Origin of the sequence: Actinomadura syzygii, from assembly GCF_008085905.1 — a bacterium.
GTDB classification, from domain to species: Bacteria; Actinomycetota; Actinomycetes; order Streptosporangiales; family Streptosporangiaceae; genus Spirillospora; species Spirillospora syzygii.
In genome coordinates, this window is record NZ_VSFF01000012.1 from 337170 (window position 1) to 351153 (window position 13984).

Consider the following 13984-nt stretch of genomic DNA (forward strand, 5'->3'; position numbering starts at 1 on the left):
ATTCGGGGCAGGAGTCTTGTCAGGAATCTCTCGGCCGCCATATGGTTTGAGTCCAAATGATCTGAGGGAGTGTGCGTGAGCCGACCGGTCGAGGACGTGGTGAAACGGCTGGCCGCCGACGGGATCGACGTGGTCCGGGTGTCCTACGCCGATCTGATCGGCGTCGAGCGCGCGCGGGACGTGCTCGTCGAGCGGCTGCCCGCGGTCATGGACCACGGGCTGTCGTTCTGCCGCGCGGTCTACCACACGACGCCCGGCGGCGGGACGGTCGACGTCCCCGGCGGGCTCGACGCCGGGCTCCCGGACATCCGCATCCGGCCCGACCTGTCCACCATCGCCCCGATCCCGTGGGAGGACGGCGTCGCGTCCTGCGTCGGCGACGCGTTCGAGCCGGACGGCGACGGCCCCTGCCCCGAGGCGCCCCGCGAGGTGCTGCGGCGGGCCGTCGCGCGGCTCGGCGAACTGGGGCTGGACGCCGTCGCCGGGCCCGAGCTGGAGTACTACGTGTGCGACCCGGACCCGTCCTCGCCGACCGGCTGGCGCCGGTACGCGGACGCGACCGGCAACGTCTACACCGCCGGGCGCAAGGGCGACCCCGAGGGCCACCTGCTGCGCACCCTCCGGCACCTGCGCGACCTCGGCCTCGGCGTCACGATGGGCAACCACGAGTTCGGCGGCGGGCAGTTCGAGATCAACCTGGACCACTCCGGCGCCCTCGACGCCGCCGACCGCGCGTTCCGGTTCAAGGCGGGCGTCCAGGAGATCGCCCGGTCGGAGGGACGCCTCGCCACCTTCATGGCCAAGCCGTTCAACGACCAGGACGGGTCCGGGTTCCACGTCCACCTTTCCTGTGTGGACGCCGACGGCCGCAGTGTCTTCGCGGGCTCCCACCCCGATCCCTCGCGGGGGGACGACCCCCCACACCCCCCGGGAACCGCGTCGGATGGCCTCTCAGACGTCGCCCACCACGCGATCGCGGGAGTGCTGGAGCACGCGCCCGCGCTCGCCGCGCTGCTCAACCCCACGATCAACTCCTACAAGCGGTTCGGGCCCGACAGCCTCGCCCCCTGGCTGACCGACTGGGGGCTCGACAACCGCAGCGCCATGGTCCGGATCCCGCCGGAGCGGGGCGAGGCGTCCCGGATGGAGGTCCGGCTCGGGGACGCGTCCGCCAACCCCTACCTCGGCATCGCGGGCCTGATCGCCGCCGTCTACCTCGGCATCCGCGACAAGGCCGTCCCGCCGCCGCCGCTAGAGGGCTACGGCTACGACGCCGCGAAGGCGCCCGTCCTGCCCGGCGACCTGCCGACCGCGCTGGACGCCCTCGCCGCCGACGAGGCCCTCGCCGACGTGCTCGGCGAGCCGTTCGTCACCGCCTTCCTGACCTACAAGCGGGACGAGGTCGCGCGCTTCCGCCGGCACGTCACCGACTGGGAGTTCACCGAGTACGCCTACCACCTCTGAGGGGGCCCGGTTGCCGCACGAGACCCTGGCCGTGGACCTCGCCGACCTGGACAACTTCATGGACGGCGAGACGCCCTGGCGGATGTTCGCGGAACTGCGCCGCGCCGCGCCCGTCCACTGGAACCCCGAGCCGGACGGCGGACGCGGCTTCTGGTCCCTGACCCGGCACGCCGACATCGTCGCCGCCGACCGGGACGCCGCCACGTTCACCTCCGAGGAGTTCGTGAACCTGGAGGAGGTCGACGAGCGCCAGGCCGGGATCCGCCGCTCCATGCTGGAGATGGACGGCCCCCGCCACCTGGCGCTGCGCCGCCTCCTGTCCCGCGAGTTCACGCCCCGCGCCGTCGCCGGGTACGCGACGTTCCTGCGCGGCCTCACCGCCCGCACCCTCGACGCGGCCCTGACCGGGGACACGTTCGACTTCGTCGCGGAGATCGCCGCCGACTTCCCGATCAACGTGCTGGCCCGGATGCTGGACGTCCCCGACGGCGACACCCGCAAGCTCATCGACTGGGGCAACCGGATCATCGCCAACACCGACCCCGACTACGCCGACGTCCTGCTGCACAGCGCGGAGAGCGAGCGGTACCGCGACCTCCCGTTCCGCAGCCCCGCCTCCCTGGAGGTCTTCGAGTACGGGCGCGAGCTCGCCGCCCGCCGCCGGGGCGGCACGGGCGCCGACCTGATCAGCCGCCTCGTCAACCAGCCCCCGGCGGACGGCGTGCCCCTCTCCGAGCGCGACTTCGACAACTACTTCCTGCTGCTCGTCGTCGCCGGGAACGAGACCACCCGGCACGCCATCACGCATGCCATGCGCGCCCTGATCGACCACCCGGAACAGGCCGAGCGCCTGCGCGAGGACCCCGGTCTGATGCCGGGCGCGGTCGAGGAGTTCCTGCGCTGGGCGTCGCCCGTCTACCACTTCCGCCGCACCGCGACCCGCGACACCGTGATGGGCGGCGCGCGGATCCGGGAGGGCGACAAGGTCGTGCTGTGGTTCGCGTCCGGCAACCGCGACGAGAACGTCTTCGACGACCCGGACCGCTTCGACGTCACACGCACCCCGAACGACCATATCGCCTTCGGAAAGGGCGGCCCGCACTACTGCCTGGGCGCCGCCCTGGCCCGCCTGGAAATGCGCATCATGTTCGAGGAACTCCTACCCCGCCTGGCGGACATCCGCCTGGCAGGCGAGCCCCGCCGCGTCCGCTCCAACTTCGTCAACGGCATTAAGGAAATGCCCGTGACCATCACCCGCGCCTAGACGGACGGGCCGGCCGAGTGCGGCGTCGACTCCCCGAGCTACTGGGAAGTAGGGTTGGCGTTGGCCTGGCGCTGGAGGGTGATCGTATGGCGGGTGGCGGTGGCGTGGAGAGTGGGCTCGCGCGGGTGGCGGAGAGGGTTCCGCCTTCGGTGGTGAGTGGGTTCTTGCGGGCGGCGTTCGGGTTGCCGCGGCCGGTCAGGCGGGTGATCGCGGGGGCGCCGGTTCGGTTGGAGGGGCAGGAGCTTTCGCTGGACGCCCAGTTCCTTCTGCGGCTGATCAGCTTGGAGGGCTCGAAGCTGAGTTCGCCCACGGTGGCGGCGGCGCGGGGCGGGCTCGCGCGGAGCCAGATCTATCTGAGGCGCGCTCCGGGGCGGCCGGTGGGGGCGAAGGAGGTGGACGCGGGCGGGGTTCCGGCGCGGCTCTACACGCCGCGCGGGCTGCCGGACGGGTCCCCGCTGCTCGTCTTCTACCACGGCGGCGGATGGGTCATCGGCGACCTCGACACGCACGACACGGTGTGCCGGTATCTGGCGGTGCACGCGGAGGTGCGCGTCCTGTCGGTGGACTACCGGCTCGCGCCCGAGCACCCCTACCCGGCGGCGGCCGACGACGCGCTCGCCGCCTACGCCTACGCGGCGGCGAACGCCGGGGCGCTCGGCGCCGATCCGGACGCGATCGCGGTCGGCGGCGACAGCGCGGGCGGCAACCTCGCCGCCGTGGTCGGGCTGCTCGCCGAACGCCGTCCCGACTTCGCGCTGCTGATCTACCCGGCGACCGACATGACGGTGCGGCGCAGGTCCCGGGAGGTGTTCGGGGACGGCTTCTACCTGACCGACGCCGACATGGTCTGGTTCAGCGACCACTACTGCCCGGACGTCGGCCGCCGCGCTGAGCCCAAGGCGTCGCCGTTGCTGGCCGAGGATCTCAGCGGCTTCCCGACGACGTATCTGGTCACGGCCGGTTTCGACCCGTTGCGGGACGAGGGCGAGGAGTTCGCGAAACGGCTGGGGGAGGCCAGGGTGCCGGTCGCGCTGCGGCGGCAGGAGGACCTCTTCCACGGGTTCGCCAACACCTGGTCGCTCGGCGGACGGTTCCGGGAGGCGCTGTCCGAGGCGGCCGGGGCCCTGCGCACGGGTCTGTACGCGGGGCCCCGCAAACGCGGCTAGCGCGGGCTAGAGCGGCAGCCCCGTGAAGATCAAGACCTTCTCCTCGGTGTAGTCGGCCATCGCCGACCGCAGGCCCTCGCGTCCGACGCCCGAGTCCTTGACGCCGCCGTACGGCATCTGGTCGGCGCGGTAGGACGGGACGTCCCCGATCACCACGCCGCCGACGTCCAGCTCGCGGTGCGCGCGGAACGCGATGTCGAGGTTGCGGGTGAACACGCCCGCCTGGAGCCCGAACTTGGAGTCGTTGACCAGCGCGAACGCCTCGTCGACGCCGTCCACCGGCTGGACGAGCATGACCGGGCCGAAGACCTCCTCGCGGGAGACCTTCGCGTCCTCGGGGACGTTCGAGAGGACGGTCGGCGCGTACGCCGCGCCCTCGCGGGTGCCGCCGGTGAGGACCTTCGCGCCCGCGGCGACGGCCTCGTCCACCCAGGACTCGACGCGCTCCGCCGCCTCCTGGCTGACGAGCGGGCCGACCTGGGTCTTGTCGTCCCACGGGTCGCCGGTGACGAGCGCGCCGACCGTCTCGACGAGCTTCGGCACGAACTCCTCGTACACCGAGCGGTCGACGTAGACGCGCTGGACGGCGATGCAGCTCTGCCCCGCCTGGTAGTTGGCGAACAGCCCGATGCGCTTGGCGGCCCAGTCGAGGTCGGCGTCCGGCAGGACGACGGCCGCGCCGTTCCCGCCGAGTTCGAGGGTGACGTGCTTGCGCGGCGCGCGGTCGTTGATCGCCCAGCCGACCGGCACCGAGCCGGTGAACGAGACGATCGGCAGGCGCGGGTCGTCCACCAGCGCGGACGCCCGGTCGTTCGGCACCGGCAGGATCGAGAACATCCCGGCGGGCAGGTCGGTCTCGGCGAGCAGCTCGCCCAGCAGCAGCGCCGACAGCGGCGTCGCGGGGGCGGGCTTCAGCACGATCGGGGTGCCCGCCGCGATCGCCGGAGCGATCTTGTGGGCGGCGAGGTTCAGCGGGAAGTTGAACGGCGAGATGCCGAGCACCGGGCCGCGCGGCACGCGGGTGATGTAGGCCATCCGGCCCTCGGCGGCGGGGTCGGTGTCGAGCCGCTGCGTGGTGGCGCTGAACCGGCGGGCCTCCTCGGCGGCGAACCGGAACGTGGAGACCGCGCGGGTCACCTCGCCGCGCGCCCAGAGCAGCGGCTTGCCGTTCTCGCCGGTGATCAGCCGGGCGACCTCCTCGGACCGCTCGGCGAGCCGCGCGGACACGTGCGCGAGCGCCTCGGCCCGGACGTGCAGCGGCAGCGCGGCGGCCCGCGCCCGGAGCGCGTCGGCCGCGGCGACGGCCTCCTCCACCTGCTCCGGCGTCGGGACGGCCGCCGTCCCGACCACGCGGCCGTCGTAGGGGTGCGTAACGGTGAGCTCGCCGGCACCGGTCTCGGGCCGGCCGGCCAGCCAGAATGGAGTCACGTTCATACGTTCACGCTATCTCCGGTGAGCCGTGCTTCGACTCGCCATGATGTCCAATCCTCGGGGCGGGGCTGGACGAGATGGCGAGCGCGATCCACAGCTCGGCGCGGACGGCCGGATCGTCCGGGTCGCGGCCGAGCACCTCGGCGGCCCGGCGCATCCGGGAGCGCAGCGTGTGCCGGTGGACGCCGAGCGCCCGCGCCGCCGCCTCGCCCTGCCCGTTCGCCGCGACGTACGCCTGGACGGTCTCGATCAGGCCCTCGTCCCGCAGCGGTGCGAGGAGCGCGGCGGCGAAGGCGCCCGCCGGGCCGGGCTCCAGCAGCCGCAGGATGCCCTGTCCGGGCAGGTCGGCGTGGCGCAGGACGTCCCGCCGCGCCCGGACGGCGGCGGCGAGCGCCTCCTCCGCCTGCCGCAGCGCCGCCGGGAGGTCGCCACCCGCCGGGTCGCTGATGCCGATCGGGTCGCTGACGCCGATCGGGCCGGTGCCCGCGAGCAGCGGCTCGACCGCGCCGAGCAGCCCGTCCGGGACGATCACCGCGGCGTGCCCGCCGAGCGGCAGCGTCAGGCAGCGGGCCCCGGCGGGGTCGGACTCCAGCGCGTCCGGGACGGCGGGCCCGCCCGCGCAGGCCAGCACCCGGACCGGGCCGCGCGGCACGTCGGGGGCGTCGCCGGGCCGGTCGAGGAGCAGCGCCGCGACCGAGGCCCGCAGGTCGCGGCCGGTGCGCGGGGTCTCGGACTGGAGCGTCAGCAACGCGACGGCCGCGCCGACGATGGTGTGCGCGGCGTGCGGGAGCGGCGCGTCCGTCCCGACGGCGAGGAACCCGCGCGGCCGCCCGCCGAGCCCGATCCGCTGCACGACCACGTGGTCGTTGGGGACGGCGAGGGCCAGGCTCGCGGCCGTCCCGCCGTCGGGCGTACGGCGGCGCAGCCGCGGCAGTTCGGGCGCGATCGCGGCGGCGCGGTCGCGGGCGGCGGCGGGCTCGGCGTGCCGGACGTCCCCCGCCGGGTCGAGCAGCAGCGCCCACCCGCCGAGCAGCCGGGCGAGCCGGGCGACGAGCGCGCCGGGCCCGGTGAGGGCGGCGCGGGTCAGCTCCCGCTGCGCCTGGAACGCGCGGGTCACGTCCTCGTACCACTCGGCGGCGAGCATCCGCGAGACGGCCTTGCCGATCGCGATGAACGGGGTCGGCCGGGGCACCTCCAGCAGGACGAGCCCCTGCGCCCGCGCCGCCGCGAGCAGCTCCGCCGGGACGGTGTCGTGGATGACGCCGACCGCGAAGCCGAGCCCGGCGACACCCCGTCCGACCAGGCGGGACACGTACGCGGCGGCGTTCGCCGGGGTGAGCCGCATGCCCGTGGTGAGGACGAGCTCGCCGCCCTCAAGGAAGGGCGTCGGGTCCTCGAGCTCGCTGACCGCGACCCAGACGACCGGCGTCTCCGGGAGCGGGCCGGTGCGCGAGCGCAGGCCGAGCTGGGGGAGCGCGGCGACGGTGGCCAGAGTGGGCGGCATCGCAATCCCTGTGCAAAGTGTCCATCCGGAGGGACGGAATTCGCCGTCCCGTACTGTTCATCGTAGGCGGCGTCCGGCCTATGTTCGGGCCATGACCAGCCAGGACCCTGCCCTGCCCGCAAGCGGCGACCGGCTTCCGCAGGAACGCCGCGTCGTGACCGAGATCCCCGGGCCGCGCTCCCGGGAACTGCACGAGCGCCGGACGGCGGCGGTGCCGCCGGGCGTCGGCAGCGTCCTGCCGGTGTACGTGACGGACGCGGACGGCGGCGTCGTCGTCGACGCGGACGGCAACTCGCTGATCGACTTCGGCTCCGGCATCGCGGTGACGAACGTCGGCAACGCCAACCCGCGCGTCGCCGCGCGGGTGAGGGCCCAGGCCGAGCGCTTCACCCACACCTGCTTCATGGTCGCGCCGTACGAGTCGTACGTCGCGGTCTGCGAGAACCTCAACCGGATCACGCCCGGCGACCACGAGAAGCGCTCGTTCCTGGTGAACAGCGGCGCGGAGGCGGTGGAGAACGCCGTCAAGATCGCCCGGTACGCGACCGGCCGGGACGCGGTCGTCGTGTTCGACCACGGCTACCACGGCCGGACGCTGCTGACGATGACGCTGACCTCGAAGAACATGCCGTACAAACAGGGGTTCGGCCCGTACGCGCCGGAGGTGTACCGGGCGCCGCTCGCCTACCCGTTCCGCTGGCCGACCGGCCCGCAGAACTGCGGCCCGGAGGCGGCGGCGCAGGTCGTCGACCAGATCGAGAAGCAGATCGGCGCGTCGAACGTGGCGGCCGTGGTGATCGAGCCGATCCAGGGCGAGGGCGGGTTCATCGTCCCCGCGCCCGGGTTCCTGCCCGCGCTCGCCGAGTTCTGCCGCGCGAACGGCATCCTCTTCGTCGCGGACGAGGTGCAGACCGGCTTCGCCCGCACCGGCGACATGTTCGCCTGCGAGCACGAGGGGATCGTCCCGGACATCGTCGCGACGGCGAAGGGGATCGCGGGCGGGCTGCCGCTCGCGGGCGTCACCGGCCGCGCCGACATCATGGACAAGGTCCACGGCGGCGGGCTCGGCGGCACCTACGGCGGGAACCCGCTGGCCTGCGAGGCGGCGCTCGCCGTGCTGGAGGAGATCGAGGACGGCAAGCTGACCGAGCGCGCCCGCCGGATCGGGGAGGTCATGCTGCCCCGGCTGCGCGCCCTGGCCGAACGGGTACCGGCGATCGGGGACGTCCGCGGCCGCGGCGCGATGCTCGCCGTCGAGCTCGTCAGGCCCGGCACGAAGGACCCGGACCCCGAACTGACCGCGCGGGTCGCCCGGCGGTGCCACGAGCGGGGCCTGCTGGTGCTGACGGCGGGCACGTACGGAAACGTGCTGCGTTTCCTCCCGCCGCTGGTGATCTCCGATGAGCTGCTCGCCGACGGGCTCGCCGTACTGGACGCCGCCTTCACGGACTGACCTGCCAAGATCCCGATTCCACCGACCCTCGGGCAGGGCCGGTGGTTTCATCATGCACGGGGGTCTGTGAAGGGCATCACTCCGTTATGCGCCCGTTATTGACCCTCCGTCTTTCGGGCCCGTACGTTCGCAAATACGTTTGGGCCCAAAGGAGGGGCGGAGGATGGAAGCAACCCCGGACCTGGTGCTGCTGAATGGCGAGGTCCTGACCGTCGACGCGGAGTTCTCCGCGGCGCACGCGCTGGCGATCACCGGCGGGACGGTCACCGCGGTAGGCGACACGGCCGAGATCCGCGCGCTGGCCGGTCCGCGCACGGAAGTGGTCGATCTGCGCGGCCGCACGGCGCTTCCCGGCATCAACGACTCGCACCTGCACGGCTGCGCCTTCGGGGTGGCCCGTCCGCCGCTGGCGCTGGACGTCGGGTTCCCGACCGTCCGGTCGATCGCCGACATCCAGGCGGCGGTGAAGGAGGCCGCGGCCGCGACCCCGGCGGGCGAGTGGATCCGCGGGTACGGCTGGGACCCCGGCTACCTCGCCGAGTGCAAGGACGCCGACCGGATGCCCGACCGCGCCGACCTGGACGCGGTCTCGCCCGCCCACCCCGTCTACCTCCAGGACTTCACCGGCCACCTGACCTGGGCCAACTCGCGCGCCCTGGAGCTGGTCGGGGTCGACCGCGACACGGTGGCGCCGGAGGGCGGGGTCGTCCACGCCGACGGCGCGGGCAACCCGACCGGGCTGCTCGCCGAGCGCGCCCAGGAACTCGTCCAGGGGCGGCTGCCCGCCTACACCCGCGCGGAGGTCGAGCAGGCCATCCGCGAGGCGGTCGCCGTCCTGCAGCGCGAGGGCATCACGAGCTTCACCGAGCCGGGCCTCGGGCCGGGCGGCAAGAGCCTGTTCGCGGGCGCCGCCGACCAGCTCACCCTGGACGTCTACGCCGACCTCGCCCGCGGCGGCGACCTCGGCGCGCGGGTCAGCGTCCTGCTGCTGCTCACCGGCATGGGCGGTTCGGCGGCCGAGATCGCCGCCGGACTCGACGCCGCGCGGATCCCGGCGGACGTCGACCCGCGGCTGCTCCGCGTCCTCGGCGTGAAGATCTTCGCGGACGGCACCCCGCCCAACAAGACCGCCTGGATGCACGACGAGTACGACGGCGGCGGGTTCGGCTGCCTCTGCGTGCACGGCGCGGCCGACGCGCTGCGCGCCCGCGAGCTGAACGAGATGGTCAGGCTCGCCCACGTCGCGGGCCACCAGCTCGGCATCCACGTCACCGGCGACCGGGGGCTGGACGCCGTCGTCGACGCGCTGGAGGCCGCGCAGGTCGAGCACCCGCGCGACGACCCGCGGCACTACGTGATCCACGCTGACCTCCCGGGGGCGCAGAGCCTCCGGAAGCTCGCCGAGCACCGCTTCGGCGCGAACATGAACCCGGCGATCAAATGGACGATCGTCGACATGCTGGAGGAGATGCTGGGCCCCGAACGGGCCGCCTACCAGTATCCCGTGCGCTCGGCGATCGAGGCGGGCATCCCCGTCACGGCGAGCTCCGACGCCCCCGTCACCTACCCGAACTGGCGGCAGGGCATCACGGCGATGCTGTTGCGTGAATCCAAGGCGAGCGGCCGGACATTCGGCCCGGAGGAGCGCGTGGGCCTCCCGGACGCCGTCCGCGCCTACACGGCGAACGCCGCGTGGCAGGACTTCGCCGAGGACTGGAAGGGCTCCCTCGAACCAGGCAAGGCGGCGGACGTCACCGTTCTCGACGGCTGCCTGACCGGCCTCGACCCGCACGACCTCCCGGACGTCCCCGTGGCGATGACGGTCTTCGACGGCCGCGTCGTCCACAGCACCGAAGGCATGTGAGATGCGCATCGCAAAGATTCTGCTGGCCGCCGCGCTGGTCGCCCCGATGGCCGCCTGCGGCGACTCGGGCTCCGGCTCCGGCGGCGACGGGCCGATCAACATCGGCTCCGTGTCGACGCTGAGCGGCCCGGTCACCTTCCCCGAGGCGTCACAGGCGGCCCGCGCCGTCTTCGACGACGTGAACGCCAAGGGCGGCATCAACGGACGGAAGATCGCCTACACCGCGGCCGACGACAAGGGCGACCCGTCCAGCGCCGCGCTGGCCGCCCGCGACGTCATCCAGAACAAGAAGGCCGTCGCCCTCGCGGGCGGCGCCAGCCTGGTCGACTGCCAGGTCAACGGCCCGCTGTACGCGCAGAACAAGATCACCGACATACGCGGGATCGGGATCGACCCGGGCTGCTTCAGCTCGCCGAACATCTCGACGGTCAACACCGGGCCGTACTTCGGCTCGACGGTCTCGCTGTACTACGCGTCCGAGACGCTGAAGCTGAACAAGGTCTGCTCGTTCTTCGTCATCATCGGCGGCACGGCGAACGCCTACAAGGAGGGCGTCGACCGCTGGTCCAAGATCACCGGCAAGAAGCCGCTGATCACCGACCTGAGCCTGTCGGCGAACACCACCGACTACACGCCCTACATCCTGCGGGCCCGGGACGCGGGCTGCCAGGCGGTCCTGTTCAACGGCACCGAGCCCATGCTGGTCGGCTGGGTGAAGGCGGCGCAGGCGCAGAAGGTCAAGGGCATCAAGTGGCTGTTCCTCGCGCCCGCCTACACCGTGGAGATCGCGAAGGCGCTGGGCCCGGCGGGCAAGGACGTCGTGGCGCTCTCGGAGTTCGAGCCGTACACCGACTCGAAGTCGACGATCAACCAGGACTGGCGGAACACCATGGCCGGTCACAAGGTGCCGCTCACCTCGTTCGCGCAGGGCGGCTACCTGGCCGCCACGCACCTCGTCGAGGTGCTGCGCGGGATCAAGGGCGACATCACCCGCGAGTCCGTCACCAAGGCGATGAAGGACCTGAAGCCGCTGCCCTCGAACATGACCGGCACGCCGTTCGCGTTCGGGCCCGGCGACGCGCACGCGCCCAACACCTCGGCGAAGTTCGTCAAGCCTGACGGCAACGGCGGCTGGACCGTGCTGACCCCGGACTGGATCAAACTCCCCAATGCTTGAGGGTGCGATAGCGGGCCTGGCCGGGGGCGGTGCGTACGCCGCCCTCGGCCTGTGCCTCACGCTGATGTTCCGCCTGGTCAGGGTCGTCAACTTCGCGCAGGTCGCGATCGGCGTGATCGGCGTGTACACGATGGCGCTCACCGTCGACCACGGCTGGCCGTACGGGCTCGCCGCGCTCGCCGGGCTGGTCACCGCCACCGTCGTCGCCGCCGCGCTCGGCTGGGTGATGGGACGCTGGTTCGGCGAGGCGGGCGCGGACCAGCGGTCCGCGATCTCCATCGCGTTCCTCGTGTCCCTGCTCGCCGCGTCCTACCTGGCCTACGGCACCGACCCGAGGCGGATCCCGGGCAAGTTCGGCGGGTCGCTGTTCACCGTCAACGGCATCACGATCACCCAGGCCGCGGCCGTGTGCACGGTCGGCTCGATCGCGGTCGCGGCGGGCGCCTGGCTGTTCCTCGACAAGACGGTCCTCGGCCTGCGGCTGCGCGCCCTGTCCGAGCGCCCGACGACGGCCGAGCTGCACGCCATCCCGTCCCGGTGGCTCGGCGTCGGAATGTGGGCGGTCACGGGGCTGCTCGCCGCCGCCGTCCTGCTCGTCGTCGCGCCGCAGCAGACCAGCGACCAGACGTCGCTGTCGCTGATGATCATCCCGGCGGGGGCGGCGGCGCTCGTCGGAGGGTTCCGCAGCCTCGGCCGGACGGTCGCCGGCGGCCTTGGTCTTGGCGCGCTCCAAGGCGCGCTCGCGCACGTCAGCCAGTTGCAGCAGTACCGCGACACGGTGCCTTTCGTGGCGATCCTCGCCATTCTCATCTGGTCCCAGCGGCGGGAGGTGTGGGATGCCGCGCGTTGATCCCAACCTGGTGAAACGGACGGCGATGTTCCGGCAGCCGCTGGCGGCGCTCCTCGTCGTCGTGGTCGCGGCGGTCGCCGTCCCGCAGTACTGGCTGTTCCTCGCGACGTCGGCGCTCGTGTCGGCGGTCGCGCTGCTCGGCCTCGGCATCGTCGGCCGGGCCGGCATGAACTCGCTGTGCCAGCTCTCGTTCGCCGCCGTCGGCGCGTGGACGGTCGCCCAGCTCAACGTCTGGTCGGCCCCCGGCACCCTCATCCTGTGGACGGTCGTCGGCGGCGTCGTCGCGATGCCGTTCGGCGTCCTCATCGGGCTTCCGGCGCTGCGGCTGCGCGGCGTGCACCTCGCCGTCGTCACGCTCGGCTTCGCCGCCGCCGCCGACGTCGTCGTGTCCGCGATCAACTTCCCCGGCGTCGACAGCTACCAGCAGGTGATGCGGCCGGAGTTCATCGCCACCGACCGCATGTACTTCGTCTACGCGGGGCTGCTGTTCGTCGTCCTCTCGCTCGCCGTCGAATGGGTCGGACGCACCCGGATCGGCGCGTCGTGGCGGGCCGTCCGGTTCTCCGAGCGCGCCACCGCCGCCGCCGGGACGAGCGTCGCCGGCGCCAAGCTGTCGGCGTTCGCGCTCAGCGCGTTCGCGGCCGGGCTCGCGGGCGGGCTGCTCGCCGGGCAGGTCGGTATGATCACCGCGCAGAACTTCGGGACGATCGGCTCCCTCGCCCTCTTCGTCGTCGCCGTGATGGCGGGCGGCGAGTTCGTGTTCGGCGCGCTGTTCGGCGGTTTCCTGATCATGTTCATCCCGGAGTTCTTCCGCCGCGCCGGGATCTCCCAGGACTGGGCGAACGTGCTGTTCGGCGTCGGCGCCGTGCAGGCGCTGTCGCAGGGCACCAGCATCAGCGAGGGGTTCGCGAAGCGGCTGCGCGCGCGGCGTCCCGCCGCGGTGCCGCCGGCGCGCGAGCCGATCGGCGGCGGCAGGCCGCCGCTCGGCGCGAAGCCGCTGCTGGAGGCCAAGGGCGTCGGCGTCCGGTACGGGCAGGTCACCGCGCTGCAGGAGGTGGACCTCGTCGTCCCGGAGGGCACCGTGATGGGGCTCATCGGTCCGAACGGCGCGGGGAAGTCGACGCTCGTCGACGCGCTGTCGGGGTTCCTGCCGTCCGCGGTTGGCTCGGTCACCCTGGACGGCCGCCGCCTCGACGGGCTGCCCGTGCACCGCCGCGCCGGGGCCGGGCTGCGCCGCACGTTCCAGCAGGACCGCGTCCCGACCGGCCTCGCCGTCGACGCCTACCTGCGGTTCGCCGCGCACCGCCTCGTCACCCGCGACGAACTGGAGGAGATCCGCGGGTTCCTCGGCTGCCCGCCCGGCGACGCCCACGTCGCCGACCTGGACGTCGGCAGCCGCCGCCTGCTGGAGGTCGCCGCCGCGATCCTCGCCAAGCCGAAACTGATCATCCTGGACGAGCCCGCCGCCGGCCTCGCGCACGCCGAGTCGCTCGCGCTCGCCGACCGGCTCGTGGAGGTCCCGGCCCGCTACGGCGCGTCGGTGCTGCTGATCGAGCACGACCTGGACATGGTCCGGCACGCCTGCGCGCGGATCGTCGTCCTCGACTTCGGCGCGGTGATCGCCGCGGGCCCGCCCGCGGAGGTGCTGGCGAGGCCCGAGGTCGCCCGCGCCTACCTCGGCGGAGAGGAGGCGGCCCTCACGTGACCAGGGTCGGACACCGCTTTGACCTCCCAAATGCCGTTTTCGCCGACATCCACAACGCCGCGTGGCAGGATTCGCCCGAGGATCGGAAGAGCGTCCTCGACCTGGC

The 13984-nt window shown here is 73.2% G+C and carries 10 protein-coding genes; 8 read left to right on the top strand and 2 right to left on the bottom strand.

Annotated elements, in window-relative coordinates; genetic code table 11:
- The first annotated feature begins 75 nt into the window (after window positions 1-75).
- The 3 genes from FXF65_RS31540 (at window position 76) to FXF65_RS31550 (ending at window position 3894) form a co-directional block, all read left to right on the top strand.
- Complete coding sequence (locus FXF65_RS31540) at window positions 76-1464, top strand: glutamine synthetase family protein (RefSeq protein WP_222868824.1); 1389 nt, start codon at window positions 76-78, stop codon at window positions 1462-1464.
- A gap of 10 nt (window positions 1465-1474) precedes the next feature.
- Window positions 1475-2728: a cytochrome P450 gene (locus tag FXF65_RS31545; protein WP_246199259.1), complete on the top strand. Its 1254-nt coding sequence runs from the start codon at window positions 1475-1477 to the stop codon at window positions 2726-2728.
- 152 nt (window positions 2729-2880) lie between these two features.
- Window positions 2881-3894 (top strand): alpha/beta hydrolase, encoded by a 1014-nt coding sequence (locus tag FXF65_RS31550; protein ID WP_222868825.1) that lies wholly within the window; start codon window positions 2881-2883, stop codon window positions 3892-3894.
- A 6-nt stretch (window positions 3895-3900) separates the two neighbouring features.
- On the opposite strand, the gene FXF65_RS31555 is transcribed toward FXF65_RS31550, so the two are convergent.
- Together FXF65_RS31555 and FXF65_RS31560 are read right to left on the bottom strand one after the other, a co-directional pair.
- A complete protein-coding gene (locus FXF65_RS31555; RefSeq protein ID WP_148353687.1) occupies window positions 3901-5328 on the bottom strand; it encodes an aldehyde dehydrogenase family protein in 1428 nt (475 codons plus the stop codon).
- Window positions 5329-5332: 4 nt separating this feature from the next.
- Complete coding sequence (locus tag FXF65_RS31560) at window positions 5333-6829, bottom strand: PucR family transcriptional regulator (protein ID WP_148353688.1); 1497 nt, start codon at window positions 6827-6829, stop codon at window positions 5333-5335.
- A gap of 91 nt (window positions 6830-6920) precedes the next feature.
- Here FXF65_RS31560 and gabT point away from each other — a divergent pair, with 91 nt between their 5' ends.
- The 5 genes from gabT (at window position 6921) to FXF65_RS31585 (ending at window position 13878) form a co-directional block, all read left to right on the top strand.
- The gene (gene gabT, locus FXF65_RS31565; protein ID WP_148353689.1) at window positions 6921-8282 is read left to right on the top strand and encodes a 4-aminobutyrate--2-oxoglutarate transaminase; all 1362 of its coding nucleotides are present in this window, start codon (window positions 6921-6923) and stop codon (window positions 8280-8282) included.
- Window positions 8283-8445: 163 nt separating this feature from the next.
- Window positions 8446-10146: an amidohydrolase gene (locus FXF65_RS31570; RefSeq protein WP_148353690.1), complete on the top strand. Its 1701-nt coding sequence runs from the start codon at window positions 8446-8448 to the stop codon at window positions 10144-10146.
- A gap of 1 nt (window position 10147) precedes the next feature.
- Window positions 10148-11323 (top strand): ABC transporter substrate-binding protein, encoded by a 1176-nt coding sequence (locus FXF65_RS31575; RefSeq protein WP_148353691.1) that lies wholly within the window; start codon window positions 10148-10150, stop codon window positions 11321-11323.
- Entirely contained in the window at window positions 11316-12173 is an 858-nt protein-coding gene (locus tag FXF65_RS31580; RefSeq protein ID WP_148353692.1) for a branched-chain amino acid ABC transporter permease, read from the top strand. Before FXF65_RS31575 ends, FXF65_RS31580 begins: the two co-directional genes overlap by 8 nt.
- Window positions 12160-13878 (top strand): branched-chain amino acid ABC transporter ATP-binding protein/permease, encoded by a 1719-nt coding sequence (locus tag FXF65_RS31585; protein ID WP_148353693.1) that lies wholly within the window; start codon window positions 12160-12162, stop codon window positions 13876-13878. The genes FXF65_RS31580 and FXF65_RS31585 overlap by 14 nt, the downstream gene beginning before the upstream one ends.
- The last annotated feature ends 106 nt before the right edge of the window (window positions 13879-13984 follow it).

Coding starts and splice junctions, on each gene's coding strand:
- FXF65_RS31555 (WP_148353687.1), bottom strand. CDS start 5,328: ATGAACGTGACTCCATTCTGGCTGGCCGGCCGGCCCGAGACCGGTGCC.
- FXF65_RS31560 (WP_148353688.1), bottom strand. CDS start 6,829: ATGCCGCCCACTCTGGCCACCGTCGCCGCGCTCCCCCAGCTCGGCCTG.
- gabT (WP_148353689.1), top strand. CDS start 6,921: ATGACCAGCCAGGACCCTGCCCTGCCCGCAAGCGGCGACCGGCTTCCG.
- FXF65_RS31570 (WP_148353690.1), top strand. CDS start 8,446: ATGGAAGCAACCCCGGACCTGGTGCTGCTGAATGGCGAGGTCCTGACC.
- FXF65_RS31575 (WP_148353691.1), top strand. CDS start 10,148: ATGCGCATCGCAAAGATTCTGCTGGCCGCCGCGCTGGTCGCCCCGATG.
- FXF65_RS31580 (WP_148353692.1), top strand. CDS start 11,316: ATGCTTGAGGGTGCGATAGCGGGCCTGGCCGGGGGCGGTGCGTACGCC.
- FXF65_RS31585 (WP_148353693.1), top strand. CDS start 12,160: ATGCCGCGCGTTGATCCCAACCTGGTGAAACGGACGGCGATGTTCCGG.